This window comes from Streptomyces sp. NPDC002884 (assembly GCF_040295245.1).
Lineage (GTDB): Bacteria > Actinomycetota > Actinomycetes > Streptomycetales > Streptomycetaceae > Streptomyces.
On record NZ_JBEOVB010000047.1, the window covers coordinates 18371 to 43289 of the forward strand.

General features: G+C 68.8%; 21 protein-coding genes and 3 pseudogenes. 6 read left to right on the forward strand and 18 right to left on the reverse strand.

The features are described from left to right. Positions 1-140: 140 nt before the first annotated feature. The 7 genes from ABT070_RS42230 to ABT070_RS42260 all read right to left on the reverse strand — a co-directional run bounded on the left by ABT070_RS42230 (position 141) and on the right by ABT070_RS42260 (position 9393). Positions 141-1337, reverse strand: coding sequence for a Gfo/Idh/MocA family protein (locus tag ABT070_RS42230; protein ID WP_351768288.1), 1197 nt, complete (start codon positions 1335-1337; stop codon positions 141-143). Positions 1338-1503: 166 nt separating this feature from the next. Further along, entirely contained in the window at positions 1504-2994 is a 1491-nt protein-coding gene (locus ABT070_RS42235) for a CoA-acylating methylmalonate-semialdehyde dehydrogenase (RefSeq protein ID WP_351768290.1), read from the reverse strand. Positions 2995-3005: 11 nt separating this feature from the next. Next, on the reverse strand, positions 3006-4889 hold the full coding sequence (iolD, locus tag ABT070_RS42240) for a 3D-(3,5/4)-trihydroxycyclohexane-1,2-dione acylhydrolase (decyclizing) (protein WP_351768292.1): 1884 nt from the start codon (positions 4887-4889) through the stop codon (positions 3006-3008). Continuing rightward, complete coding sequence (gene iolB, locus ABT070_RS42245; protein WP_351768293.1) at positions 4889-5776, reverse strand: 5-deoxy-glucuronate isomerase; 888 nt, start codon at positions 5774-5776, stop codon at positions 4889-4891. Before iolB ends, iolD begins: the two co-directional genes overlap by 1 nt. Next, positions 5773-6642 carry a Cgl0159 family (beta/alpha)8-fold protein gene (locus tag ABT070_RS42250; RefSeq protein WP_451102866.1) on the reverse strand — a complete coding sequence of 290 codons (870 nt, stop codon included), beginning with the start codon at positions 6640-6642 and terminating at the stop codon, positions 5773-5775. Before ABT070_RS42250 ends, iolB begins: the two co-directional genes overlap by 4 nt. 7 nt (positions 6643-6649) lie before the next feature. Further along, the gene (gene iolC / locus ABT070_RS42255) at positions 6650-7618 is read right to left on the reverse strand and encodes a 5-dehydro-2-deoxygluconokinase (RefSeq protein WP_351768296.1); all 969 of its coding nucleotides are present in this window, start codon (positions 7616-7618) and stop codon (positions 6650-6652) included. 731 nt (positions 7619-8349) lie between these two features. Continuing rightward, complete coding sequence (locus ABT070_RS42260; RefSeq protein ID WP_351768297.1) at positions 8350-9393, reverse strand: LacI family DNA-binding transcriptional regulator; 1044 nt, start codon at positions 9391-9393, stop codon at positions 8350-8352. A gap of 320 nt (positions 9394-9713) precedes the next feature. Here ABT070_RS42260 and ABT070_RS42265 point away from each other — a divergent pair, with 320 nt between their 5' ends. From ABT070_RS42265 to ABT070_RS42275, 3 genes are read left to right on the forward strand one after another with little or no spacing between them, the layout of a single operon-like run. Then, complete coding sequence (locus tag ABT070_RS42265; protein WP_351768299.1) at positions 9714-10733, forward strand: sugar ABC transporter substrate-binding protein; 1020 nt, start codon at positions 9714-9716, stop codon at positions 10731-10733. Continuing rightward, the gene (locus ABT070_RS42270; RefSeq protein WP_351768300.1) at positions 10733-11809 is read left to right on the forward strand and encodes an ABC transporter permease; all 1077 of its coding nucleotides are present in this window, start codon (positions 10733-10735) and stop codon (positions 11807-11809) included. Before ABT070_RS42265 ends, ABT070_RS42270 begins: the two co-directional genes overlap by 1 nt. A gap of 8 nt (positions 11810-11817) precedes the next feature. Beyond that, on the forward strand, positions 11818-12705 hold the full coding sequence (locus tag ABT070_RS42275) for an ATP-binding cassette domain-containing protein (RefSeq protein WP_351768301.1): 888 nt from the start codon (positions 11818-11820) through the stop codon (positions 12703-12705). 404 nt (positions 12706-13109) lie between these two features. Here the strand turns inward: ABT070_RS42275 and ABT070_RS42280 are convergent, their stop codons facing one another. From ABT070_RS42280 to ABT070_RS42300, 5 genes and pseudogenes are all read right to left on the reverse strand, one after another. Further along, positions 13110-13916, reverse strand: a complete 807-nt coding sequence (locus ABT070_RS42280; protein ID WP_351768302.1) for a hypothetical protein — start codon at positions 13914-13916, stop codon at positions 13110-13112. Then, a complete protein-coding gene (locus ABT070_RS42285) occupies positions 13913-15562 on the reverse strand; it encodes a serine/threonine-protein kinase (protein WP_351768303.1) in 1650 nt (549 codons plus the stop codon). The genes ABT070_RS42280 and ABT070_RS42285 overlap by 4 nt, the downstream gene beginning before the upstream one ends. 355 nt (positions 15563-15917) lie before the next feature. After that, complete coding sequence (locus ABT070_RS42290; protein WP_351768304.1) at positions 15918-16832, reverse strand: hypothetical protein; 915 nt, start codon at positions 16830-16832, stop codon at positions 15918-15920. A 270-nt stretch (positions 16833-17102) separates the two neighbouring features. Then, positions 17103-17375, reverse strand: a pseudogene (locus ABT070_RS42295) (transposase); the annotation flags it as partial. A gap of 378 nt (positions 17376-17753) precedes the next feature. Continuing rightward, positions 17754-18035, reverse strand: a pseudogene (locus tag ABT070_RS42300) (transposase); the annotation flags it as partial. A gap of 293 nt (positions 18036-18328) precedes the next feature. Here ABT070_RS42300 and ABT070_RS42305 point away from each other — a divergent pair. Continuing rightward, a complete protein-coding gene (locus ABT070_RS42305; protein WP_351768305.1) occupies positions 18329-20131 on the forward strand; it encodes a pentapeptide repeat-containing protein in 1803 nt (600 codons plus the stop codon). 329 nt (positions 20132-20460) lie between these two features. On the opposite strand, the gene ABT070_RS42310 is transcribed toward ABT070_RS42305, so the two are convergent. Continuing rightward, complete coding sequence (locus tag ABT070_RS42310) at positions 20461-20754, reverse strand: hypothetical protein (RefSeq protein WP_351768306.1); 294 nt, start codon at positions 20752-20754, stop codon at positions 20461-20463. A 244-nt stretch (positions 20755-20998) separates the two neighbouring features. Between ABT070_RS42310 and ABT070_RS42315 the strand changes: the two are divergent. Then, positions 20999-21681: pseudogene (locus ABT070_RS42315) on the forward strand (transposase family protein). Between the two features lie 16 nt (positions 21682-21697). Here the strand turns inward: ABT070_RS42315 and ABT070_RS42320 are convergent. Both ABT070_RS42320 and ABT070_RS42325 read right to left on the reverse strand, forming a co-directional pair. After that, the gene (locus tag ABT070_RS42320) at positions 21698-21946 is read right to left on the reverse strand and encodes a hypothetical protein (protein ID WP_351768307.1); all 249 of its coding nucleotides are present in this window, start codon (positions 21944-21946) and stop codon (positions 21698-21700) included. A 202-nt stretch (positions 21947-22148) separates the two neighbouring features. Continuing rightward, positions 22149-22418 (reverse strand): hypothetical protein, encoded by a 270-nt coding sequence (locus ABT070_RS42325; protein ID WP_351768308.1) that lies wholly within the window; start codon positions 22416-22418, stop codon positions 22149-22151. Positions 22419-22467: 49 nt separating this feature from the next. Here ABT070_RS42325 and ABT070_RS42330 point away from each other — a divergent pair, with 49 nt between their 5' ends. Continuing rightward, the gene (locus tag ABT070_RS42330) at positions 22468-22944 is read left to right on the forward strand and encodes a hypothetical protein (RefSeq protein WP_351768309.1); all 477 of its coding nucleotides are present in this window, start codon (positions 22468-22470) and stop codon (positions 22942-22944) included. A 283-nt stretch (positions 22945-23227) separates the two neighbouring features. Here ABT070_RS42330 and ABT070_RS42335 read toward each other — a convergent pair whose 3' ends face one another. From ABT070_RS42335 to ABT070_RS42345, 3 genes are all read right to left on the reverse strand, one after another. Beyond that, the gene (locus ABT070_RS42335; protein ID WP_351768310.1) at positions 23228-23410 is read right to left on the reverse strand and encodes a hypothetical protein; all 183 of its coding nucleotides are present in this window, start codon (positions 23408-23410) and stop codon (positions 23228-23230) included. Between the two features lie 251 nt (positions 23411-23661). Beyond that, the gene (locus tag ABT070_RS42340; protein ID WP_351768311.1) at positions 23662-24168 is read right to left on the reverse strand and encodes a hypothetical protein; all 507 of its coding nucleotides are present in this window, start codon (positions 24166-24168) and stop codon (positions 23662-23664) included. 369 nt (positions 24169-24537) lie between these two features. Then, a complete protein-coding gene (locus ABT070_RS42345; protein ID WP_351768312.1) occupies positions 24538-24873 on the reverse strand; it encodes a transposase in 336 nt (111 codons plus the stop codon). Positions 24874-24919: the final 46 nt, after the last annotated feature.

A 24919-nucleotide genomic window follows, 5' to 3' on the forward strand; every position in this document is an offset into this window, starting at 1 on the left:
CGGACCCGCGCGGCGATCCGCGGGCCCGGGGGGCGGGAGGGGACGCGATGTCCGGCGGCGGGGACGACGACGGGACCGGCCACGCCGCGCGAGGCTGCTCGGCCTTCGCCGCCGTCCGTCGTCAGTCGTCAGTCGTCCGCTCAGGCGACGGGCGGCACCGCGACGACGGCGCCGCCGTTGCGCGAGGAGTCCACGACGGCCTGGATGATCTCCATGGTGCGCAGCGCGTCGGCGAAGGTGGCGCAGGCAGGCAGCGCGTCGGCGGAACCGGCGACCTGGTCGAGGAACGCCCGTGCCTGGTAAGTGAAGTTGTCGGCGTTGCTGGCGCCGACACCGGGGGCCTCCATCGGTACACCGCCCGCGAAGTACGGCATCTGCGGACCGGCGATGATCTGACGGGCACCGCGGGTACGGGCGTCGGGCTGGGCGTCGTCGAAGAGGTACTCGGCGGGCCGGTGCTGGTCGAAGGCGGCCCTGCCGCCCACGCCCAGGACGTCGAAGGCGAGTCCGTTGGGCAGGCCGAATCCGGTCCGGGTCATCGAGAACGTACCGACGAGACCGGACTCGAAGCGGGCGGTGAAGGACGCGGTGTCCTCGTTCTCGACCTCACCGAACTCGTCGGAGACGGGCGCGGCGTTGTGGCCGACGACCGCACCGAGCGGCAGCGGACGCTTGGTGATCTGCGTGGACAGGGAAGCGCCGGAGACGGAGACGATGGGGCCGGCCACGTACTCGGCGGCGTCGATGATGTGCGAGCCGACGTCACCGAGCGCACCGGAACCCGCTCCGCCCTTGAAGCGCCAGCTCAGCGGGCCGTGGGGGTCGGTGGCGTAGTCGCACCAGTAGCGGCCGCTGAAGAGCGTGAGGTCGCCCAGTTCGCCACGCTCGACGTGCCGGCGGATGGCCGCGATGCCCGGGGAGCGGCGGAAGGTGTAGCCGACCGCGGTGACGAGGTCGGTGTCCCGCTCCAGCTCGGCCATCGCTCGGGCGTCCTCCAGGGAACCGGCCAGCGGCTTCTCGCACAGGACGTGCTTGCCCGCGGCGACCAGGGCCTCGGCTATCGGGCGGTGCAGGGCATTGCCGACGACGATGCTGACGGCGTCGATGGTCGGGTCCTCGGCGACCGCCTCCCAGCTGGGCAGCGCCTTCTCGAACCCGTAGCGGCGGGCGGCGTCCTCGCCGAGTGCCGTGTTGGCGTCGGCGACAGCGGCCAGGCGCACGGGGGGCAGACCGGCGCCGAAGACGGTGTTCACGTTGCGGTAGCCGGCGGCGTGGCTGCGGCCCGCCATGCCCGCGCCGATGACGGCGACGGAGATCGGCTTCTGGGACGAAGTCATGAGCGTTCCTCAGGGTGTTGGAGGGGGCGGTCAGACGGCGGACCGGGCGCGGAAGGCGTTCTCGATGGCTTCCATCGAGCGTCCGCGGGTCTCCGGGATCATGCGGGCGTGGAGGACGAAAGACGCGACGGTGTCCGGGCGGACGGCCGCGATCCCCCTGTCGGGGTCAGCTCGAGGTGGGGAAGTCGAAACCGGCGGTCCGGTCGTGCTGGGGCTGGGGCCAGCGGGTGGTGACGACCTTGGGCCGGGTGTAGAAGCGGATGCCTTCGGGACCGTGGATGGGGTGGTCGCCGATGAGGGAGTCCTTCCAACCGCCGAAGGAGTAGTAGGACATCGGGACCGGCACCGGGACGTTGATGCCGATCATTCCGACCTTGACGCCCCGCTGGAAGCGGCGGGCGGCCTCGCCTGAAGCGGTGAAGAGGGCGGTGCCGTTGCCGTAGGGGTTGGCGTTGATGAGGCCGATGGCGTCGTCGAGGCTGTCGGTGCGGATGATCGCGAGGACGGGGCCGAACAGTTCCTCCCGGTAGGCGTCCATCTCGGTGGTGACGTGGTCGAGGAGGGAGGGGCCGGTGAAGAAGCCCTCCTCGTGTCCGTCGACCTTCACTCCGCGGCCGTCGACGACGACGGTGGCGCCCTGCGTACGGGCGGTGGTGACGGCGTTCTCGACGCGTTCCCGCGCGGCCTCGGTGATGAGGGGGCCCATGTCGGTGCCGGGGCGGTCGCCGGGGCCGACGTTGACCTCGTGTGCCTTGCGTTCGAGGATCCCGACGAGTCGGTCGGCTGCGTCGCCGACGGCGACGGTGACGGAGACGGCCATGCAGCGTTCGCCGGCGGAGCCGTAGGCACCGGCGGTGATGTGGTTGGCGGCGAATTCGAGGTCGGCGTCGGGGAGGACGACGGCGTGGTTCTTGGCGCCGCCGAGGGCCTGGACCCGCTTGCCGTGCGAAGTGGCCTGCTCGTGGACGTACTTGGCGATGGGGGTGGAGCCGACGAAGGAGACGGCTTCGATGCCGGGGTGGGTGAGGAGGGCGTCGACGGCTTCCTTGCCGCCGTGCACGACGTTGAACACGCCGTCGGGCAGCCCCGCGCGCCGGTACAGCTCGGCGACGAAGTTCGCGGCGGACGGGTCGCGCTCGCTCGGCTTGAGGATGAAGGTGTTGCCGGTGGCGATGGCGACGGGGTGCATCCAAAGGGGCACCATGGCGGGGAAGTTGAACGGCGTGATGCCGGCGACGACACCCAGCGGCTGGCGGAAGTCGTGGACGTCGACTCCGCGGGAGACCTGGTCGGAGTGGGAGCCCTTCAGCACGTCGCCGAGGCCGCAGACGAACTCGACGACTTCCCGGCCGCGGGTGATCTCGCCGCGTGCGTCGTCGACGGTCTTGCCGTGCTCGGCGGAGATGATCCGGCCGAGCTCCTCCTCGTGCTCGACGAGGAGCTGTCGGAAGTTGAACATCACCTGGGTGCGCTGGGTGAGGGACGACTCCGACCAGGCCTCGAAAGCGGTCGCGGCGGCGGTGACGGCCGCGTCGACGACATCGGCGCCGCCGAGGGCGACCCGGGCCTGCTCGGCGCCGGTGGCGGGGTTGAACACGGGCTGGGTCCGGGTGCCGGCAACGGCGGTGCCGTTGATCCAGTGGGGGATGAGATTCACCGGAGGTGTCCTTAGAGGTAGTGGCGCTGTGCCTGCTTGTGGGCGGCGTAGGTGCCGTGGGCGGCCTGGGTGGTGTCAAGAGCGGAGACCTCGCTGACGGGGACGTCCCACCAGCCGTGTCCGGGCGGGTTGGGGCCGTACAGGTCGGTCTCGACGTGGACGACGGTCGTCCGGCTTGCCGCCTGGGCCTTGTCCATCGCCGCCCGGAACTCGTCGACGGTGGTGGCGTGCAGGACGTCGGCGCCGAGGGAGGAGGCGTTCGCGGCGAGGTCGACGGGCAGGACGTCGCCGTCGAGGAGGCCTGAATCTCCGTCGCGGTAGCGGTACTTGGTGCCGAAGCGCTGCGAGCCGAGCGACTCCGACAGGGCGCCGATGGAGGCGAAGCCGTGGTTCTGGACCAGGACGACGATGACCTTCAGGCCTTCGGAGATCATGGTGACGATCTCCTGGGCCATCATCAGATAGGAGCCGTCACCGACGAGGACGACGACCTCACGGGTCGGGTCGGCCATCTTGGCGCCGAGTCCCGCGGCGACCTCGTAGCCCATGCAGGAGTAGGCGTACTCGACGTGGTAGGCCTTGGGATCCCGGGCCCGCCACAGCTGCTGGAGATCGCCGGGCATGGATCCGGCGGCGTTGATGACCACGGCACGGTCGTCGAGGACGTCGTTGAGCGCGCCGAGGATCTCCGTCTGGGCGGGCAGGTCACCGGTGTTGCGGTCCGGGGCGAAGCACGCGTCCTCGATCTCCCGGTTGCGGGTGATCAGTTGACGCGTGAGCTGCCGGTACTCCGGCGCGACCTCCCAGTCCGTGAGTGCGGCGGCGAGGGCTTGGACGCCGAGGCGTGCGTCCGCGACGAGGGGTTCGGCGGAGTGTTTGACGGCGTCCAGGCGGGCGACGTTGAGGTTGACGAAGGTGACGTCCGGGTTGGCGAAAACGGTGTGGCTGGCGGTGGTGAAGTCGCTGTAGCGCGTACCGATACCGAGGACGACGTCGGCTTCCCGGGCGAGTTCGTCGGCGGCGTAGGAGCCGGTGGAGCCGATGCCTCCGACGGCGCAGGGATGATCCCAGGGGACGGCGCCCTTGCCGGCGTGGGTGTCGGCGACGGGTATGCCGGTGCCCTCGGAGAAGGCGCGGAGCACGGTCTCCGCGCCGGAGTAGACGACTCCGCCGCCCGCGACGATCAGGGGCTTCTTCGCCTGGCGCAGGAGGGCGACCGCGCGTTCGACGGCGGCTGCCTCGGGCACCGGGCGGCCCACGTGCCAGACCCGGCGCCGGAAGAACGCGACCGGCCAGTCGTACGCCTCGGCCTGCACGTCCTGCGGCAGCGCGAGCGTGACGGCACCCGTCTCGACGGGGTCGGTCAGTACCCGCATCGCCGCCAGCGCGGCCGGGATCAGCTGTTCGGGCCGCTGGACGCGGTCGAAGTACTTCGACACGGCCCGGAAGGTGTCGTTGACGGTGACGTCCCCGCCGCGGGTGTCCTCCAGCTGCTGGAGGACGGGGTCGGCGGCCCGGGTGGCGAACATGTCAGAAGGCAGCAGCAGGACCGGGATGCGGTTGGTCGTGGCCAGCGCCGCACCGGTGATCATGTTCGTCGAGCCGGGGCCGGTGGAGGCGGTACAGGCGAAGGTCGCCAGCCGGTCGCGCATCTTGGCGTAGGCGACCGACGCGTGCACCATGCCCTGCTCGTTGCGGGCCAGGTAGTAGGGCAGGTCGGCCTCGCCCGTGACGGACGCCTGGAGGAGCGCCTGCCCGATGCCGGCTACGTTTCCGTGGCCGAAGATCCCCCACATACCGGGGATCAGCCGCTGCTCCTGGCCGTCGCGCTCGCTGTACTGGGCGGCCAGGAACCGCACCAGGGCCTGCGCGGTGGTCAGTCGTATCGTGCTCATCAGTTCTCTCCGAAGGGCAGGCGGTCGTCCACGTCCTGCGCATCCCAGGTGGCGCGGACCCAGCCGTGAGCCGGGTCGTCACAGATCAGCCAGGCGCGGTCCTGGCCCGGACCCGCCATCACGTTGAGGTAGTACAGGTCGTAGCCCGGCGCGGCGACCGAGGGCCCGTGCCAGCCGTGCGGGATCAGAACCGTGTCACCGGAGCGGACCTCGGCGAGGACGTCGATCGGTCGGTCCGGGGCGCCGTAGACGCGCTGGTAGGCGAAGGCGTTCTCGCCGCCGGAGACCTGGAAGTAGTAGATCTCCTCCAGCTCCGACTCGACCGGGTCGCCGTCGGCGTCCGTGCGGGCCTCGTCGTGCTTGTGCGGCGGGTAGGAGGACCAGTTACCGCCGGGTGTGAGGACCTCGCACACGAGCAGCTGCTCGGCCTCGAAGGTGCCCGGCAGGCAGTAGTTGTTGACCTGCCGCGAACACGCGCCCGCTCCCCGCAGTTCGACCGGGACGTCCTCCTTGCGCCCGTACCGGGCGGGGAGGCCACCGCGCTCGGTACGGGCGGAGGGCAGCGCGAACGTTCCGCCCGACGCGCTGCTGATCAGGGCCTCCGACCCGCCGGGGAGATAGGCGAAGTCGGTTGCCGAGGCGAACACGCCGGTCCGGCCTTCGAGTTCGAAGGCCCTGCCGTCCGTGGTGACGGTGCAGGAACCCGTCAGCGGCAGGACCAGGAACTCGGAATCACCGGTGTCCAGCGCGTGCGCCTCACCCGGGCTCAGGGTCAGGACCCTGAGCCCGGAGTATCCCCAGCCCGCCGACTCGGGCGTGACCAGGACGTCGTAGGAACCGTCGGCCGAAGTGCCCTTCGACAGGTGGTACTTGCTCGTATCGCTCACAGCAGGCTCACCGCCTTGTCGACCGCGCCGGCGACGTCGCCGTTCGACGGGTAGAGCAGGGAGCGGCCGACGACCAGGCCCTGCGCGGTGGGCTGCTCGAGCGCCCTGCCCCAGGAGGCGAAGGCCGCCTCCGCGTCCTTGACCTCGCCGCCCAGCAGCAGCGCGGGCAGGGTCGAGGAGGCCAGGACCCGCTCCATCCCGTCCACGACCGGCAGCTTCAGCCAGGTGTAGGCGGTGCGGCGGCCGAGCCCGGAGGCGATGGTGATCGACTTGATGACCGCGTCGGTGGACAGGTCGTTGCGGATCCGGCCGTCCTGCCAGGCCGAGAGGAACGGCTCGACCATCGCGATCAGCCGGCGGTCGTTCAGCTCGTCGACGGCGTGTGCCGTCGCGGCCAGGGCGGACGGGGTGTCCGGGTCGTCGAGGGCGATACGCGTGAGCATCTTGCCGCCGTCGAAACCCATCCGCGCGATGGTCTCGGCGTCGTACCCGGTGAACCGGTCGTCGATCTCGAACACCGAGCCCGCCAGCCCCGCCCGGTTCATCGAGCCGAACACCGATTTGCCGTCCAGGACACCGAGCAGCAGCAGGTCCTCCAGGATGTCGGCCGTCGCCAGCACCCCGGTCACCCCGGGGCGCTCCAGCGCGGTGCACATCCGGTCCAGCAGCTCGAAGCGGTCGGCCATGGCGCCGGGGTCACCGCCCACCGCGTTCGCACCGCGCGCGGGATGGTCGGCGGCAACGATCATCGCCCTGCCGTGCTCACCGAGCAGCGAAGTCGCCTTCACCCGCCGGGCGGCCGCGGCTTCGATGGCACCTGGATCGTTGACCCGGGCGGACACGATCCTGCGCACGTTCTCGGACAGCACGTCGTCACGCCTTTCGTTCGGAAGGAGCGAGGGCGGAGTGGCGGAGTTTCGCCTCCACCTCGGTCTCCGTGGGCATCGCGTCGGAACAGGAGAGCCGGCTCGCGACGATGGCGCCCGCGGCGTTGGCGAAGGACACGGTGCGCCGGGTGTCCCAGCCGGACAGCAGCCCGTGACAGAGCGCGCCGCCGAAGGCGTCACCCGCACCGAGTCCGTTGACCACGTCCACCGGTACGGGCGGGATCTCTGCCGCCGTGCCGTTCCGGTCCATCGCCAGGACGCCCTTGGGGCCCTGCTTGACCACCGCCAGCTCCACGCCCGCGGCCAGCAGTGCCTTCGCCGCGGCGTAGGGCTCACGCTCGCCGGTGGCCACCTCGCACTCGTCGAGGTTGCCGACGGCGACGGTGGTGTGTCGCAGCGCTTGCTCATAGAACGCGCGGGCCTCCCCCGGGGCGGACCAGAACATCGGCCGCCAGTCCAGGTCGAACACCGTCGGACCTGCCTTCGCCCGGTGTGCGAGGGCCGCCAGGGTGGCCGAGCGGCTCGGCTCCTCGCTCAGTCCGGTGCCGGTGATCCAGAAGATCCGGGCGTCGCGGACCTCTGTCAGATCCAGGTCGTCCGGCCGGATGTCCAGGTCCGGCGCCTTGGGAAGCCGGTAGAAGTAGAGCGGGAAGTCGTCCGGCGGAAAGATCTCGCAGAACGTCACCGGCGTCGGCGCGATCTCCGACGTGCCCACGAACCGGTCGTCGACGCCGAAGCCCAGGAGTGCCTGGCGGACGAACGTGCCGAACGGGTCCGCTCCCGTCTTGGTGATCACAGCCGCCGATCGGCCGTAGCGAGCCGCGGCTACGGCGACGTTCGTCGGACTGCCGCCCAGGTACTTGCCGAACGACGTGACCTCGGCCAGCCCCACGCCTGTCTGGAGCGGATACACATCCACTCCGACCCGGCCGATCGTCAGTACTTCGAAGGGCATGTGCAGGGGTCCTTACACGAGAGGAGTCGGCGCCTGAACGGAGCCCGATTGACGGCTCAAGGCATTTAGAGCGCTTTAAAAGCGGCTTGCGCACTACGATGCAGCCATCCAAATGTCATGTCAATAGGTCGTTAAGCCGCTGTTTCATCAGCGGCACGGCAACGCTTCCTCACCCGCGAGGCATCGCCCGGCGCCAGCCCGGAGGCGAGGTCTCGGAGCCGGACCTCAGGCTTCGGGCGTTGAAGTCCGGCGCGGAGGCTGGGCGTCTGCGCCAGGGCCGGCGTCCATGCCGGGACCGGCGTCCGTACCGGGGCCGGCGTCCGTGCCGAGGCCCGCGTCCATGCCGAGGCCCGCGTCCATGCCGAGACCGGGCGTCAGTGAGAAGCGCACGAGGTCAGGAGCGGAGGCACAGCGCGACAACCAGGTCGCCCCATCGCTCGCTCGGCCCCACTCGGCCCCACTCGGCCTCGCTCGGCCCCGCTCGACCTCGCTCGGTCCATGAGGCCGCGGCGCGGCACAACGCGCCACCCACCCCGTCCCGCAAAAGCGGCGCGACCTTCCATGCCGCGCGATGCATCTCGGTCCCGGCCGGACCGGGGCGGGTCAGTTTCCCACGCGCTCCCCACCGGGCGCAGGCCACAGCCTCGACCTTGCTGCACCCTCAGGGCATCCGGAACGCGCGCAGCGCCTGCCCCCCTGCACCACATCGCGGGACGCGACCCGCTGCGCCGTCAGTTGCGTACTCCGGAGGCCTCGGCCGTGGACCCGCGGACCATCAGGCGCGGCGCCAGGATCACTTCGCGTGCCGTCGTACGGCCCTGATCGAGGCGCTCCACAGCCGCCTCCACGGCGCAGCGGGCCTGCTCAGCGGGACTCTGACTGACCGTGGTCAGGTCGAAGCAACTCAGCTGGGAAATGGCGGCGTTGTCGTAGCCCGCGACGGAGACGTCCCGGGGGACGGAGACACCGAGGCGGGCGAGTTCGGTGAGCACGCCGACCGCACAAGGGTCGTTGTAGGCCAGAACGGCCGTGGGCAGTACCTCCTGCTCCACCAAACGGCGGGCCGCCGCCTCGCCCGACTTCTCCGTCGTGTCCCCCGGGACGATCTGGACGTGATCACCGAGCCCGTGTCGAAGCATCGCCTGGCGATACCCGCGCCTGCGATCCGTGGCGATGACCCCCTTGCCGCCGTCGATGTGCGTGATGCGACGGTGCCCCAGAGCAACCACATGATCGACGAGGGCGCCGACTCCATCGGTGTCCGCCGCGCGTACGACGTCCAGTGGATCGCCGGCGATGCGCCGACCGACCACCACCATCGGCAGACGTCCGTCCAGGACGCGCAACTCGTCGACCGGGGTGATCGGGCCGAGCAGGATCAGTGCCTCGCTGCCGAACGAGAGCAGGGTCTGGAGCGCGGCCCGCTCGTCACGGCGTGGAGTGACGGTGCTGAGGACCAGGTCGTAGCCCGCCTCCTCCGCCTCGGTGTGCAGGTGTTCGACCAGCTCGGCATGGAAGGGGCTGTGGATGTCGATCATGACTCCGAGCAGTCGGCTCCGCCTGCTCGCCAGCACTTGGGCGTTGCGGTCCGGCTGGTAGCCCAGCTGCGCCGCGGCCGCCAGGACGCGCTCACGCGTCTGGGCGCTGGGGCCCGGAACTCCGCGCAGCACCAGTGACACCGACGCGGTCGACAGTCCTACCCGGTCGGCGACGTCCTGGAGCCTCGGCCGTGCGCCGTGCGCGCGGCCGCCGGCGGAGGTTTCCGAGCTTTCCATGGGCGCCCTCACCGAGAAGTTGTTCCGCATGTCTTGACATGCTGTTGGTCAGGTCACATAGTACCTTTCATTAAAGCGCTTTAAAGAGTTTCGCTGAACCGACACCCCCCGCTCCGGCGCCCGTACCGGTCGCGAACCGGCTGACGGAACGACGAATTCACACGCGTCAGCGAACCGGATGCGCGACATCGAGCCATCGCGCGTCCTTCTCGTCCCTCATCCCGGGACCCATCACCCAGTGCACCCATCCAGCCGCATCGGCTCACCCCGCTCAGCTGATGGACGACTCCGTCAGCGGTACGAAGAGGTACTGAACAGATATGAGCCGCACCTCCCTCCCCCGCCCCCGCAGACTCATGACCGCCGTGGCCGTGGCCGCAGCGGGCGCACTGACCGTCGCCGGCTGCTCCAGCAGCTCCGGCGGCAAGCAGGCCGACGAGAGTGCGGGCGGCGTCTCCGCGGGCAAGGCCGACACCCCTCGCATGACCATCGCGATGGTCACCCACGCACCCTCCGGGGACACGTTCTGGGACACCATCCGCAAGGGCGCCGAGGCCGCCGCCGCCAAGGACAACGTCAAGCTGATCTACTCCAACGACGAGACCGCCGGGGACCAGGCCAATCTCGTGCAGAACGCGATCGACCAGAAGGTCGACGGCATCGCCGTGACCCTCGCCAAGCCGGACGCCCTCAAGGACGTGGTGGCCAAGGCGGAGAAGGCCGGCATCCCGGTCGTCGGCCTCAACGCGGGGCTCGGAGTCTGGCAGGAGCAGGGCCTGCTGTCGTTCTTCGGCCAGGACGAGTCCGTCTCGGGACGGGCGCTCGGCACCAAGATCGACGGGACCGGGGCCAAGCACGCCCTCTGTGTCATCCAGGCCCAGGGCGACGTCAACCTCGAGGAACGCTGCGCCGGTGTGAAGAAGACCTTCGGCGGCACGACCGACATCCTCTATGTCAACGGCACGGACATGCCGTCGGTGAAGTCGACGATCACCGCGAAGCTCAAGACCGACTCGTCCATCGACGAAGTGGTCACGCTCGGCGCTCCCATCGCCCTGACCGCCGTCCAGGCCGTGTCCGAGTCCGGCTCCAAGGCGAAGATCGCGACCTTCGACCTCAACAAGGACCTGGTCTCCGCGATCGAGAAGGGCACGATCGAGTTCGCCGTCGACCAGCAGCCCTACCTGCAGGGCTATCTCGCCGTCGACTCGCTGTGGCTGTACAAGAACAACGGCAACTACAGCGGTGGCGGCGAGGCGCCGGTGCTGACGGGCCCGGCCTTCGTCGACAAGTCCAACGTCGACGCGGTCGCCGCGTTCGCCGCGAAGGGCACCCGGTGATGAGCGTGACCCAGCAGGCTGCGCCGGCGGTGACCTCACCGCCGGCCTCCGGCCCGAAGCAGACGGACGGCCGGACCGCACAGCGCCCCCTGCTCCTGCGTCTGCTGGCCCGCCCCGACGTGGGCGTGATCCTCGGCGCCGGCGCGGTGTACGTGTTCTTCCTGGCATCCGCACCGCCGGTGCGCGAGGCCGGTTCGATGGCCAACATCCTCTACCAGTCGTCGACCATCGGAATCATGGCCCTTCCCGTGGCCCTGCTGATGATCGGAGGCGAGTTCGACCTCTCCGCCGGCGTCGCCGTGATCACCTCGGCTCTCACCGCGGCCATGCTCACCTACCAACTGAGCATGAACATCTGGGTCGGTGTCGTCGCCGCACTGGCGGTATCCCTGGGGACAGGCCTCCTCAACGGCTGGCTTCTGGTGAAGACCGGGCTGCCCAGCTTCCTGGTCACCCTGGGCACCTTCCTGATCCTGCAGGGTGTCAACCTCGCGGTCACCAAGCTGGTCACCACCAACGTGGCCACCGACGACATCAGCGACATGGACGGCTTCGGCCAGGCCAAGAAGGTATTCGCCTCGTCCTTCGAGATCGGCGGCGTCCAGGTCAAGATCACCATTGTCTGGTGGCTGGTCTTCGCGGCCCTGGCCACCTGGGTGCTGCTGCGCACCAAGTACGGCAACTGGATCTTCGCGGTCGGCGGCAACAAGGAGTCCGCGCGGGCCGTGGGCGTCCCGGTGACGTTCACGAAGATCTCTCTGTTCATGCTGGTCGGCTTCGGCGCCTGGTTCGTCGGGATGCACCAGCTGTTCACCTTCAACACCGTCCAGTCCGGCGAAGGAGTCGGCCAGGAACTGATCTACATCTCCGCGGCCGTCATCGGCGGCTGTCTCCTCACCGGCGGCGCCGGATCCGCTGTCGGCCCGGTCTTCGGTGCCTTCATGTTCGGCATGGTCCAGCAGGGCATCGTCTACGCCGGCTGGAACCCCGACTGGTTCAAGGCCTTCCTCGGCGTCATGCTCCTCGGCGCCACGCTCATCAATCTGTGGGTCAGCCGCACGGCGACCCGGAGGTGACCCACCCCATGACCATCACCCATCAGACCGGCCTCGACGATGCCACCGCCCCCGGCGTGCCCGGCGACACGAACGAGGCGGTCGTCGAACTGCGGGCCACCGGCAAGTCCTACGGCAACATCCGCGCCCTGCACGGAGTGAGCCTCGAAGTGCACCCCGGCCGAGTGACCTGCGTCCTCGGCGACAACGGCGCTGGCAAGTCCACCCTCATCAAGATCGTCTCGGGGCTGCACCAGCACACCGAGGGCGAGTTCCTCGTCGACGGCCGTCCCGTGCGCTTCTCCACCCCGCGCGAGGCACTCGACAACGGCATCGCCACCGTCTACCAGGACCTCGCGACGGTCCCGCTGATGCCGGTGTGGCGGAACTTCTTCCTCGGCTCCGAACTCACCAAGGGCCCCTGGCCGGTACGCCGTCTCGACATCGAGAAGATGAAGAAGACCGCCGACGCGGAACTGCGCAACATGGGCATCGTCCTCGACGACCTCGAACAGCCCATCGGGACGCTCTCCGGCGGCCAGCGCCAGTGCGTGGCCATCGCCCGCGCCGTCCACTTCGGCGCCCGCGTCCTCATCCTCGACGAACCCACCGCGGCCCTCGGCGTCAAACAGTCCGGCGTGGTCCTGAAGTACATCGCCGCCGCCCGCGACCGCGGCCTCGGCGTCATCTTCATCACCCACAACCCCCACCACGCCTACATGGTCGGCGACCACTTCAGCGTCCTGCGCCTCGGCACCATGGAGCTCTCCGCCTCCCGCGACCAGGTCGGCCTCGAAGAACTCACCAACCACATGGCCGGCGGCACCGAACTCGCGGCTCTCAAGCACGAGTTGTCCCAGGTTCACGGAGTCGACACCGAGAAACTCCCGGAGACCGCCCAGCACGGAACCTCCTAGCCTGCGGACAACGGTCACGAAGGCGGATCCCGCATGGAGACGACGGCCACGACGCGAAGGCACAGGAAGCCCTGCCTGAGGACCGACGCCCCTGCTGCCATTCGACCCCGCCGACAAATCCATCCCCGATGAACAGTGGCCGAGGCCGGCTGCGTGCCAGTACTTCAGGGCGCGCACGCGGCCGGCCTCAGGGGAAACATCTCACCATCCCATCTCGAAAGCCTCCCCCGGGTACGACGTTCTCGACGACGGCCAACGGGCCCCGCGGCCGAGCACGAGATCTGCCCTCGACCGAAAGCCACCGCTTCGGCGGTCATTGCGCTACCCAGGGCGGGAACGTCCGCGGCCAAGGCACGTCGATGATCGCCCGCACAACCCCTTCTGCAACAAACAGGAACGATCGGTCAGGAGCAGTCGTATGTGAGGTGGCTGGTCGTGGTGCGGTCGAGGGGGGTGAGGATGTGGAGTTCGGCCTGGGCCGCGTAGTGGCCCTTGCCCTGGAAGGTCCACAGCAGGTGCAGACGTGCCTGCCGCTGGCCCCGGACCACTACTTCCCGCAGGACGCCCGAGGTGGTGCCGTCGCTTCGGGTCCAGCGGTAGGAGAGCGTGCCCGGACGGCCGTTCGTGGTGACGAGGCCGACGATGTCCGCGGTGCCGTCGCACCCCAGAACCGTAGGCCGGGCCGTGACCTCCACCGAGCGCACCGCTACCGACGGCCCGAGACGCTGCCAGGCGAGGAACGCGATCACCAGGACCAGCACCAGGGCCGGCAGGGCGTGTCTGCGCAGACGCCGGCGCGAGGGCGCGGCAGGCGTCGGCACGGCGGGCAGCGTCCTGTGGGTGCGTTGCGCGACGGCGGCGGTCACGCCGGGGCCGAAACGCAGCACGGTGCCTTCGACACGATCCGGTGGCGTCGCCGTCGGTGTCGGTGTCGGTGTCGGTGTCGGTGTCGGTGTCGGTGTCGGTGTCGGCAGGATCTCCGTGGTGGGCGGGCCGACGAGAGTGGCTTCCGGCTCGGGCCTCTGGATCCAGTGACTGGCCAGCACGGTGGCGCTGTACTCGGCGTCGGCGCAGCCGTGTTCGTCGATCGGGGCGGGCTCGTCGGCGGGAGCCAGGCTCACGGTGACGGCGGGCTCGTCGGCCGGGGTGAGCACACGGGTGGGCTCGTTGTCCTCGGCGGACGCGGGGGCGCGGTCGTTCGGAGAGGTCATCGGATCTCACACTGCCTGGTCAGAAGCTGCTGCGAGGCGCCGCCGTCGGCGGAGGCCGGAGTGGTCGTGACCCGCACCGCCCAGTAGCAGCCTTGGTTCTGGAAGGCGTGGTCGACGGTGAGGGTGTACTGGGTGGCGCCGCTGCGTTCGAAGGTCTGGGACGCGCCGTCCGCAGTGCCGAGCCCTCTCCCGGTGTCGCTCGTGAACCACGAGACGGTGACGGAGAGCGGCCCGGTGCCGTCCGTGACGATGCCGATGGTCGCCGTGGCGGTCGTCGAACCCGTCTGGCGAAAGCTCGTCACCGCGACGTCCTTGACGGCGGGAGCAGACGGCGCGGACACGGTCGGGGACGCCGTCGTCGGCGTCGGCTCGGTGGTCGGCTCGCCGGGCGTGGTCGTTTCCCCGGCCGGAGCCGTGGTCGTGGACGCCGAGGGCTCGCCGGTACCGGCGGTCGCCGTGCCCGAGGCCGACGGGGTGGGGGAAGCGGTGGACGTCGGGGACGGGGAGGAGGAGGCCGAGGGCGACGCGGCCGGAGCGGTGGGCTCTGCGGAGTCCGCGGCGGGTTGGGCGCTGGTCGTGGCCAGGGCCTGTACCGCCTGCTGTGGAGCCGCTCCCGGGCTGGGCTGGAGGCCGTACGCCAGAAGGACGCCCACAACCAAGGCCGCGCCGGACACGAGCATCCCCGCCCGGCCGGGCAGCCACGACTGCACCCGGCCGAGGCCCGGTTGCCGGCTCAGGACCGTGCGGGCGGTATCCGTGGTGGTCCGTGGGGCACTGCGGGCCGAGGGCAGCAGCAGCGGCAGCAGTGCCACCACCGCGGCGAGCCGGCCGCGGCCGCGTTCCTCCCAGTCGGGCCCGTAGGCGGCGCCGGCGGCCGCTTCCAGTTCCGCGACGAACTCCTCGGCGTGTCCCGGACGTTCCAGCGGGTCCTTGGCGAGGCCGCGCCGCACCAGCTCCCGCACCGCCTCGGGGACCTCGTCGACGGGGATGGGCGCGTCGACATGCTGCAGGGCGAGTTCGGCGAGGTTGTCACCCGAGTAGGGCCGGTGACTCGTCAGGCACTCGAAGAACGTGGCCGTGGCCGCGTACACGTCGGCGGCGGGAGAGGCGGGTGCGCCGGTCCACTGCTCCGGGGCCATGTAGGAGGGGGTCCCCGCCGCGCCGGCGCTGGCACCGACGTCCGCCGCGATCCCGAAGTCGACGAGCCTGGACGAACCGTCCGGCTTGACCAGGACGTTGTCCGGCTTGTAGTCGCGGTGGACGACGCCGACCCGGTGCGCGTCGGCCAGACCGAGCAGCGATCCCTTGAGGACCACGAGCGCGGCCTCGGGGTCGAACGGGGCAGCCCTGGACAGCAGGGTCCGCAACGAGACACCTTCCACCAGCTCCATCACGATGGCGGCGCCGTCCGGGCTCTCCACGTATTCGTACAGCCCCGCGACGTACGGGCTCTCCAGTCCGCCGAGGAGCCGCGCCTCCGCCCTGAACTCGTGCACGAATCCCGGCCTGGTGCGCAGCGACTCGCTGAGGTACTTGACCGCGACCGGTACGCCGGTCTCCTCGTGCACGGCCAGCACGACGCGCCCGCTGGCCCCTGCCCCGAGTTCCAGCGACTCGGTGTATCCGGGCACTGCCCATGCGTCCATTTCAACCCCCAAGGCGGCCGTACAGCCGGTCTCCCGCCCATCCGGGACGTCGAGCCACGCGTTAGGAGACACATTTTCGGCCACTGCGGTTGCGGTAGGGCAGCCAAGGGTGCGCAGCCCGGCGCGGTTCATGTCCCGGTCGACGCCCGCCAGGCGGTCCGCGTCGACGGGCAGCTCCCCGTTCGACCGCCGGACCAACCCGTCCAGACGGATGGGCAGATGGGGAGATCCGAAGGGGAAGCTCAGACAGCGCTCGCGCAGAACCGCGGGACATGAGGTGCGTGCGGCGCCTCACCGGTCGCCGCACGGCGCGGGTAGGATCGTCACGGGCCGTGCCACCGACCCGAGTCGGTGTTCAGCGCGTGGGAGTCAGTTCTGCCGGCTGCTGCGGCTGCTCCTCCACGTGCGCCTCAGGACCGCCGAACCATGCCACCGCGACCGCGCCTGCCACCGCCAGGGCGAAGCCGAGCATCGCCATCCAGGCGAGACCGGCCCGTGAGGCGTCGCCGAGCCACAGCACGCCGATGGCGCCGGGCAACACGGTCTCGCCGACGACCAGGGCCGCCGTCGCCCCGTTGACCGAACCGATCTGCAGGGCGACGGTGTGCAGATACATCCCACCCACGCCGGCCGTCACGATCGCGTACAGGGCGGGATCCGTCAGCACGGTGGCCGGATCGAAGGGGGTGACGCCGTTCAGGACACGGACGCCCACGCCGAGGGCGCCGAAACCCAGTCCGGACAGCAGTCCGGCAAGGATCGCGGCGCGGGGACCGAGGAGGCGTACCGCGAGCGTGCCGCCCACCATCAGAGCGAGCGAGATCGCCAGGAGCCACCAGTGCGCGGCGACCGGGATGCCGTGTCCACTGCCCTCCTCCCCCGCCGCCGTCGCGAGCAGAACGAGCGCCGCGCAGACCACGCCGATGGACGTCCACTCGGCACGAGTCAGCCGGATACGGAGGAGCCTGACGCTCAGGACGGCGGTGATGATCAGGTTGGCGCTGATCACGGTCTGCGAGAGGAACAGGGGCAGTAGTCGAGCAGCCAGTGCACCCAGTGCGAAGCCCACGAAGTCCAGGACGGTACCGACGACGAACTCCCAGGTCATCGCGGCCTTCGCGGTGGAGGCGAGGCTGGGCCCCCCGTACTGGGTGCTGGCAGTGGTGGCCGCACCGCTCCGCGCGGACCTGCGGGACCCGACGGCTTGCAGGACTGAGCCTGTGCCGTAACAGACGGATGCCGCGACGGCGGTCAGCAAGCCGATCAACACGAGGTGCTCCGTTCCTGATGGGCACCGACTCAGCGCCATCTCGGTTGACGAGACGGCTTATGGCCATGGAGCGTTGCCTCGCTGATCAACGCGAGGTGAACCATGACTTAGGAGCGGTGGGGGTGGGCTTCGTAGTCGCGGGCAGGCGGCGGTGGTCATCAGCCAGCCCAACGTCTCTCGACGGCCTACCATGTCGGCAGGACGCCAAATCCCCTGGTGGCGGGTCCGCGGGGTGGTAGCCGCCGTCGACCCAGGTCTTGCGGACTACGGGGAGTCCACAGACACGGTCCAGCCCATGTCGTGACTCTCATCGGCGGCTGCCAGAACTGCGGGGAGGATCCGTTCCCAGAATGCCGTCCACGGCCCACCTGATCAGTCGCTTGTGAGCGGTCTGGAACGAGCCGAGCTCGTCCGGCAGGTCGAGCCAAGGCGGGCAGGTGCGGTACTTCCACGCGATGGCCTCGAAGGTGCGGCGGTGATCGGCCCATCGCCGACCGCGCACCGGACCCACATCGCATCAGTCATAGCTAACCGGACAGACACATCTGATCAACTGACCGACCCATCAAAGAGACACGACCTAATCGGATGGCGGGTCATCGAGCCGAGGCGTTGATCAAGGGCTGGCGCAACCCCTCTGGCCGTCCGAGGTCCGAGGTCGCCGTCCATGATCCAAGCCCCGTCTCGGACGAGTTCACGTTGGACGGCGGCCCACTGATCGAGAGGTGTCGCTTCGAGGCCAGGTCGCGAGAAGTGCTTGTCCAACTCGATGACGGGAAGCCCGGTGATGGCGCCCAGGCGGGCCGCGAGCGTTGACTTCCCTGAACCACCGCGCCCCAGGATCACGACTCGTTTCATGTCCGCCATGGTTCCAGGCCAGTTCCGGGACGCGTACTCGTTAACGTGTGCAGGCGACTGGTGTCATGCTGCAGTGGCCTCAGGGCGTTCGACGAGGTGACCGTTCTCAAATCGGGCGCCGGCACGGACCAGGGCGACGAGGTGGGATGCGTTCACCGCCCGCCACCGCTGCTGGGCGGACTCGACGAGCTTGAAGACCATGGCCAGGGCGGCGGTGCGGGAGCCGGCCCCGCGGGTGACCTTGGTCCGCAGCCGGACGGTGGCGAACGTCGACTCGATCGGATTCGTGGTCCGCAGGTGGATCCAGTGCTCGGCCGGGAAGTTGAAGAGCGCCAGCAGTTCCTCTTCTGCAATCCAAACGCCTAGATCTCGGTTTGTGTCTTGATTGGTCACCCGTTTACGGAGGGAGAATGGCCTGTCGTAAACGGTGATGTGGGGTACAGAAGCTTCTTGAAATCATCCTGCTGGCAAGGGACTGGTCGCCTACGCTGCTTGTCGGGCTTTACCCGTCGGATGCCGTAACGCGGGGAGCCGCAGCACCGGTGATGGTGGGGCGGCCCGCCGAACAAGTCTGAACCGGCCTGGTCTCTCGGGCGTCCGTACCAGGACCCGATGTTGATCTGTGGAGCTGCCGCGTCATGAGCACACCCATACCGCCCGACTGGTCGCACTGCGGGCACGGCGCGGACCCGGCCACCGACCCGATCGGCTGCCGCGGCATTCACGTGCCCGGCCACACTGCCTGCCTGGCCCATCTGCCGGATGCCGACCGCACCAGCTACCTGACAAGCCTGGCTCCCGGCGCTGACATCGATCACCGAGGCACCCCTTTCACCGAACCTTTGCTGGAGGCCCTCCTCAACGCAGTCCGCGACCCCACCACCGCCAAACCCCACCTCGGCACCGCCAGGTTCGACAGGGTGCAGTTCTCCGGCGGCGCCTGGTTCCACGAGGCGCAGTTCTCCAGCTCCGCCTTCTTCGGTTGGGCTCAGTTCTCCGGCGCCGCCGGGTTCGACAGGGTGCAGTTCTCCGATGACGCCCAGTTCGGTGGGGCCCAGTTCTCCAGCGCCGCCTTCTTCGGTGAGGCGCAGTTCTCCAGCTCCGCCGACTTCACCGGGGCGCAGTTCTCTGGGGCCGCCGGGTTTAGCAGGGCGCAGTTCTCCGGCGCGGCCAAGTTCGGGGAAGCGCAGTTCTCCAGCTTCGCCTGGTTCGGGGAGGCGCGTTTCTCCCATACTGCCTGGTTCGGCGGGACGCGGTTCTCCGGCAACGCCGACTTAGGTAGGGCACGGTTTGAGGGGGTGTCGGTGGTGGGTCCGTTGGTATGTGGGGGGCGAGTGGATTTGTCGATGGCCGTGTTCGGGCTGCCGGTGACGTTGGAGATAGCGGCCCGGGAGCTGGTGTGTGAGCGGACCCGGTGGGAGTCGACGGCGACCGTGCGGGTGCGGTACGCGGCTGTAGACCTTCGACACGCGGTCCTGTCCGCACCGGTCGCGGTCATCGCTCATCCCGCTCCCTTCACCGGCGGCTTAACCGGCACCGTGGTCATTGGGGAGGACCTACTGACGGGTTCCGGCAGGGTCCGGGTCGTTTCGGTGCAGGGAGTGGATGCCGCGCATCTGGTGCTGACGGACACCGACCTGACCGGCTGTCTGTTCTCCGAGGCCTTCCACCTCGACCAGATCCGTCTGGAAGGCCGCACCACCTTCGCTCCCCCGCCCGCCGGCTGGCACCGCCGCGGTCTCCGGCCGGTGCGCTTCACCCGCCGGCGCACCCTCGCCGAGGAACACCACTGGCGCGCCCACACCGCCCTCCAGCCAGCCCTCGCCGCGGGCGAAGACCCCCAGCCTCATCTGTGGCGCCCCGGCCTCCACCACACCGATCCCGCTCGTGTCCCTCATCCGGAGGATGTTGCCGCGCTGTACCGGCAACTGCGCAAGGCGTTCGAGGACGGCAAGAACGAACCTGGTGCCGCTGACTTCTACTACGGCGAATGCGAGATGCGCCGTCACGACCTGACCGGCACCCCGAAGAGCGAGCGCCGTCTGCTGTGGGGGTACTGGCTGCTGTCCGGCTACGGCCTGCGTGCCTCCCGCGCTTTCGCCTGGCTGCTTGCTGCGATGTCGTTGACCGTGCTGTGCCTGATGGCTGCCGGCTTGCCCACCCATGACCCCGACCCCGCCACCACCGGAACCCTGAGCGGCAGCAGGATCAGCCTCGACACCAGCACCCCCGACCCCGCCCTGCACGGCGGATGGTCACAGCGCATGACCTGGCCCCGTACCGAGAAGGCCACCCGTGTGGCGATCAACTCGGTGGTCTTCCGCTCCGGCGGGCAGAACCTCACCAACGCCGGCACCTACATCGAAATGGCCTCCCGCCTCCTGGAGCCCACCCTCCTCGCACTCTGCCTCCTCGCCATCCGCGGCCGCATCAAACGATGACCGGAAACGCGAATCCCGAAAACGGGTACGACCGAACCACTACCCACGACGCGCGGGGGCAGGGGCCTGCGCACCCGCCACGTGTGTGCACGCGGCTGTGTGCCTGTCTGATTACATACAGCACACCACCGGAAGCGTGCAGTGCATTTGACGGCATTTCGGTGCAAGCTCTCACGGAGCTATTTCCATCTTGATCAGGCGGCGAGTTCGAGGGCGACCACGATCAGACGGCGGAGGTTATTTCAGTATCCTGACGATCCTCCAAAGCAAGCAGGATCGGAAGGTACATCCCTTCCGGTCCTGCTTTTCTAAACAATTAGTCAGTCCGGTCACACAACAGAGTCCGGAAGATCGGGATCCTGAGTGTCGACGATCAATTCTCCGAGTTGCATCATATATTCAAGCCCCATCGGGCGGCCCTCGATGCGCAGAAGGTATTGACTGTCGGAGAATTTGAATACTTCGCGGCGTGTCACTTTCCTGGCCGCTCCATCGTATGAGTTCAACACTTCTCGAAACCTTGAGCGCGCTTCTTCGTCGCCGCCCTCAAATCTTGCCACGATTCGCAAGGTGGGGGGATAGGCGATATCAAACAGGGTGGCCGTCATTATCCACTTCGTCATGAAAATATTTCCTCTTTTGGCTCTGATGGATGAGATACGGATGCGGCACGCACAATGGACGAATACTGCGAGACCCTACGAGCAGCTGCAGCAAGCAGGGCGGTTCGTTGAGCAACTACGCGGCCCCATGAAGCCGCTTCCGATCTGACGGGAGGCTGGGCGGGCGACCCCGACAGCGGACATGAAGAAAGCTCCCGGTAGACGGGTTCACGACCAAGATCACCAACCCGTGAGGAGCTTTCGCGTGCTTGTCTACCCGTCCGGCATTGATCTATCCAACCGCACCCTGGGCCACGTCTCCGGTCTCCTCGCAGGCCACCGCCGTCAAATCGGCTCCCGGTGGCATCGCCTGACCTGTGGCCTGCAGGCCACAGGTCGTCCCGGCACACCTGCGCTGCGGCGACACCTACGCCCGTCTCGCAGCAGGCTTTCGTGTCGGGATCGCGACGGTCCACCGGTACATACGCAAAGCCGTCGACCTCCTGGCCTCTCGGGCCCCCTCGCTGGAACAGGCCATGCCGACCATGCAGAAGAAGGCGTACGTAATCCTGACGGCACGGTGTTGCCGATCGACCGCATCGCTGCCGACCAGCCGTACTACTCCGGGACGCACTGCCCGGGCCGTGCACGATCTGACCGCGGCCCGGACCCACGGCATTCCCGCCGCACTCGCCGCCGACGACATCAAGTGTTGGGCGGACAAGGCGTATCAGGGCGCAGGTCTTGCTGTCCGCATCCCGTTCCGCGGCAAGACTCTGTGCGGCTGGCAGCGGCGCCCCAACCGCGATCACGCCAAGATCCGCAGCCTTGGCGAACGCGCCATGGCCACCCTCAAATCCTGGCGGCTCCTGCGGAAGCTCCGCTGCAGCAACCACCCGGATCAGTGCCGTCATCCGAACCGTCGTCGCCCTCGAACTCGCCACCTGATCATGATGTAAATAGCTCACGGACTCGCGATCGCCCGGCCGGTGGTCACCGAGGTGCCGTCGTAGGGGATCTCGGCGGGCAGTCGCCACGGCTTGTCCTCGGTCAGCGGGACCGGCATACGGTCGATCAGCCCGCCCGTCCGCTTCACCGTCCACACGTCCAACGCCCGGTGATCGGCCACAGGGTCCCCGCTGAGCACCCCGTGGACGTCAGCCGGCAGGCCTGCCTCCGAAGCACCCGCCCACCGCGCGGTCAACCCGTTCACCGCGCAAACCGTTGCCCTCGCGACTCTCATGCCACCCCCATCGCCAACACTCTCACGACGCGCTCTGTCGGACGTCAGTTCAGTGTCGCCGCCACCCGACCCAGAAGCACGGCGCTCGTGCCGCTGCCTCGGCCAGCCGGCCCAGGGCACGCAGTGTCGGATCCGGTCGCGGCGCGGCTGCGGGTGAGCCACACCCTCACGGTCACGGAAACCGGGCTTCAGTTCCTGCGCCCGAATCGCCGAAGCCGAGACGGAAGGCTGGCTCGGCGAGGTCGAGGGCCTCCAGGTCAGCCTGGCTGGCGCCGAACCCAAGCTCGCCCATATCGACGACCGCACCGTCCACCTCGGCATGCCCGACCTCAGCCGGATCGCCGGCCGAACGACAACCACGATCGGGACACCGGCATCGACCAAGCGGCTGGGTGATCGATCGGAGGCCCGACTGGTCTGACCGGTCGCCGTCGGGCGGCATAGGGGAAAGCCAGTGGCAGACAGCGTTACCACCAGGCGATAGTCGCTGGATGGATCGATCGGACGAGCCCATGGACAGCCTCGCGCTAAGCGCAGAGGAGTACGACGCAGTGCAGGCTGCCGTCACCGCGGTCGCACCCACTTGGGCAGGCGGACAACGGGTCACCCTCAATGCGCTGTTCAATCGTTGGAAGGACCTGACCGACGAGGCGGAGGAGGGCTACTCGTGGTGCGCTCCCGAGCTCAGCAACGACATCTGGTGCCGCGGCGTCCTGGCGAAGATCTGGCCGATGCTCCCAACACGCGTCCAGGAGATCAGACGGCTGGAGATTGACGGCATCGACAAGCGGTATCGCCGCGCCACGATTCCGTGGCCCGGGCATGCTGAGGACGAAGCCGAATGGTGGATCTGGCGGGTTCCCCGGCGTCTGGAGGTCGAGGCGTCGGAGCAACGTGGAGAAGGCTGGCCGCTGGGTTGGGAAATGATGCCGTTCCCCAGGCCGGATTCCGTGGAGGTCATCTCTTGAGATTGATCCAGCCTGTCCAGAGCCCCACCAACTTGAGTAGTTCAGAGAAGCCTGTGTCAGGTGCCCCATGCTCCGGCTGGACCTGGCCCAGGAGCCCCGGCTGCTGGAGATCGAGACCGACACCCGCCAGTGCCTGGGAGAGGCCCAGCGGATGCAGTGGCTCGGCGAGGTCGCCGGCCTGCAGGAGAGCCTGCGGCACTTCGCCGACAAGAAACCGCAGGCCGAACGTCTGCGAGCCCAGGTCGGCCGAGGTGAGGACGGGGTCGCTGCCTTGGTTAGGTCCTCACGCCTCCGCGATGATCTGGGCCTTGAGCCGGTCATATTCGGCGACCGCGTCCGGCAGGTGATCGAAGAAGTCCTCCCAGAAACCGGGTCGCTGCCACTCCTGAGGCGCCAAGGTCAGCCTGCCGTCGTTCAGTGCGGTGACCCAACAGGTCGGCATCCGATCGGACACGATCTCGAACATGGCCGCGTCCCACAGTCCAGGGGAGTCGATCTCGTCTCGCCTCGCACTGCGGTCAGGAAGGCGGAACAGGACGTGGGGCCGGGCGGCGGACACTTCGAGGACCGGGTACTCCTCTCCGATCCGCGCGCCTGGATGCTCGCTCACTGCCGTCGAGGTCCCGGGCTGGATGATTTTGACGCATCGGACGATCACCGCTGCAGCCTATGCAGTTCGCCGCCCCGCCGACTCCCGGCCTGCGGACGACGCCGGGTTCAGCACAACGGGGACCGGTGCCGCCCGGTGAAGTGCGGGTCAGCCAGCAACACCACACGGTCCGTCTCGACATCGAAGCCGAGCACCGGGTGCCCGAGGTCAGTCTCCGGCGCGAGCACTACAGATTTGTCCAAGGAACGTCCGATCGCCCGCAGGAAGCCGCACAACACGTTCAGTTGCACCTGGCCCTGGAGCTCCCGAAGGTCCACGTCGAAGTCAATCGAGTCGGCCGCATAGGGGCGAAAGATTGCCATTACTCCCGGTACTGGCCAGATGCTCAACATCACACCGGCCTCAACGCCCCGAGCCAACATCACCTCGGCCCGCGGAAGCCGCACCACGGCACCGTCTTCGGAGTACTCGCACGCCCAACCCCGCGAGCGCACCAAGTCGAGCACCGCCTGCCAGTCATCGACGGAGGTGCCATCGATACTCACGTCTGGCAGCGGGCCCATCAAATCGGGGTCGAAGAAGTTCTTGACGTCATCCCACAGCAGGTCAGGCACCAAGCCATGGTGCCCTCTCACCCGGTGGGCCGCAGCAGATTTCGTCGGACCCGTCGAAGCTCACGGCGGTCACACTCCATCAGAGAATCCGAAGCACACCGCGAATTCCGAAGTGCAGAGAACGGTGTCGGCTTCCTGCGGCTAAGGGCAATGCCGTTGTTTTAGGGCTCCGCGGGTTGGGGTCGTTGGATGCGGACTGCTTGGGTGCTGGCGCGGGTGGGCTGGGGCCAGCCGTGGTGGTCGGCCCGTTTGAGCCGGTAGTTGGACATCTTGCGGGTGACGACGCGGGGCTGGCTGCGCAGGCGTCTGGGCGACAGGAGGCGTTCGAGCAGGTCGTGCTGGAGCAGGACGAGGGCTCTGACCAGCAGCTCAGAGGGAAAAGCTGCCCGGCGTGACGGTCACGCTGCGCCGGGCAGAGCGCAGGGTTTCGGTGAAAGAGACCCGGTCGGGATCCAGGCCGCGGGTGGCGGCGGTTCTCACCATCAGCTCGCGCAGCGCGTGGTGGACCAGCAGGTGCGCCCAGATCTGCTGCAGGACGCCGTCGGGCGTCTTGCTGGTGAGCACGGTGCGGGCTCCGCGTTGATGGGTCTTGAGCTCGGCAAAGACGGCCTCCGCCTCCCAGCGTTCCTGGTAGAGCGCGGCCAGCTGGCTCCCGTCAGCCTCCGCAGCGGTCGGACGAGGCCGCCTCCGACAGCGTCGCGCCAGCCCTGAGAGCGGTCATTGACCCTGTTCAGAGCCTTCATTGCGGCTG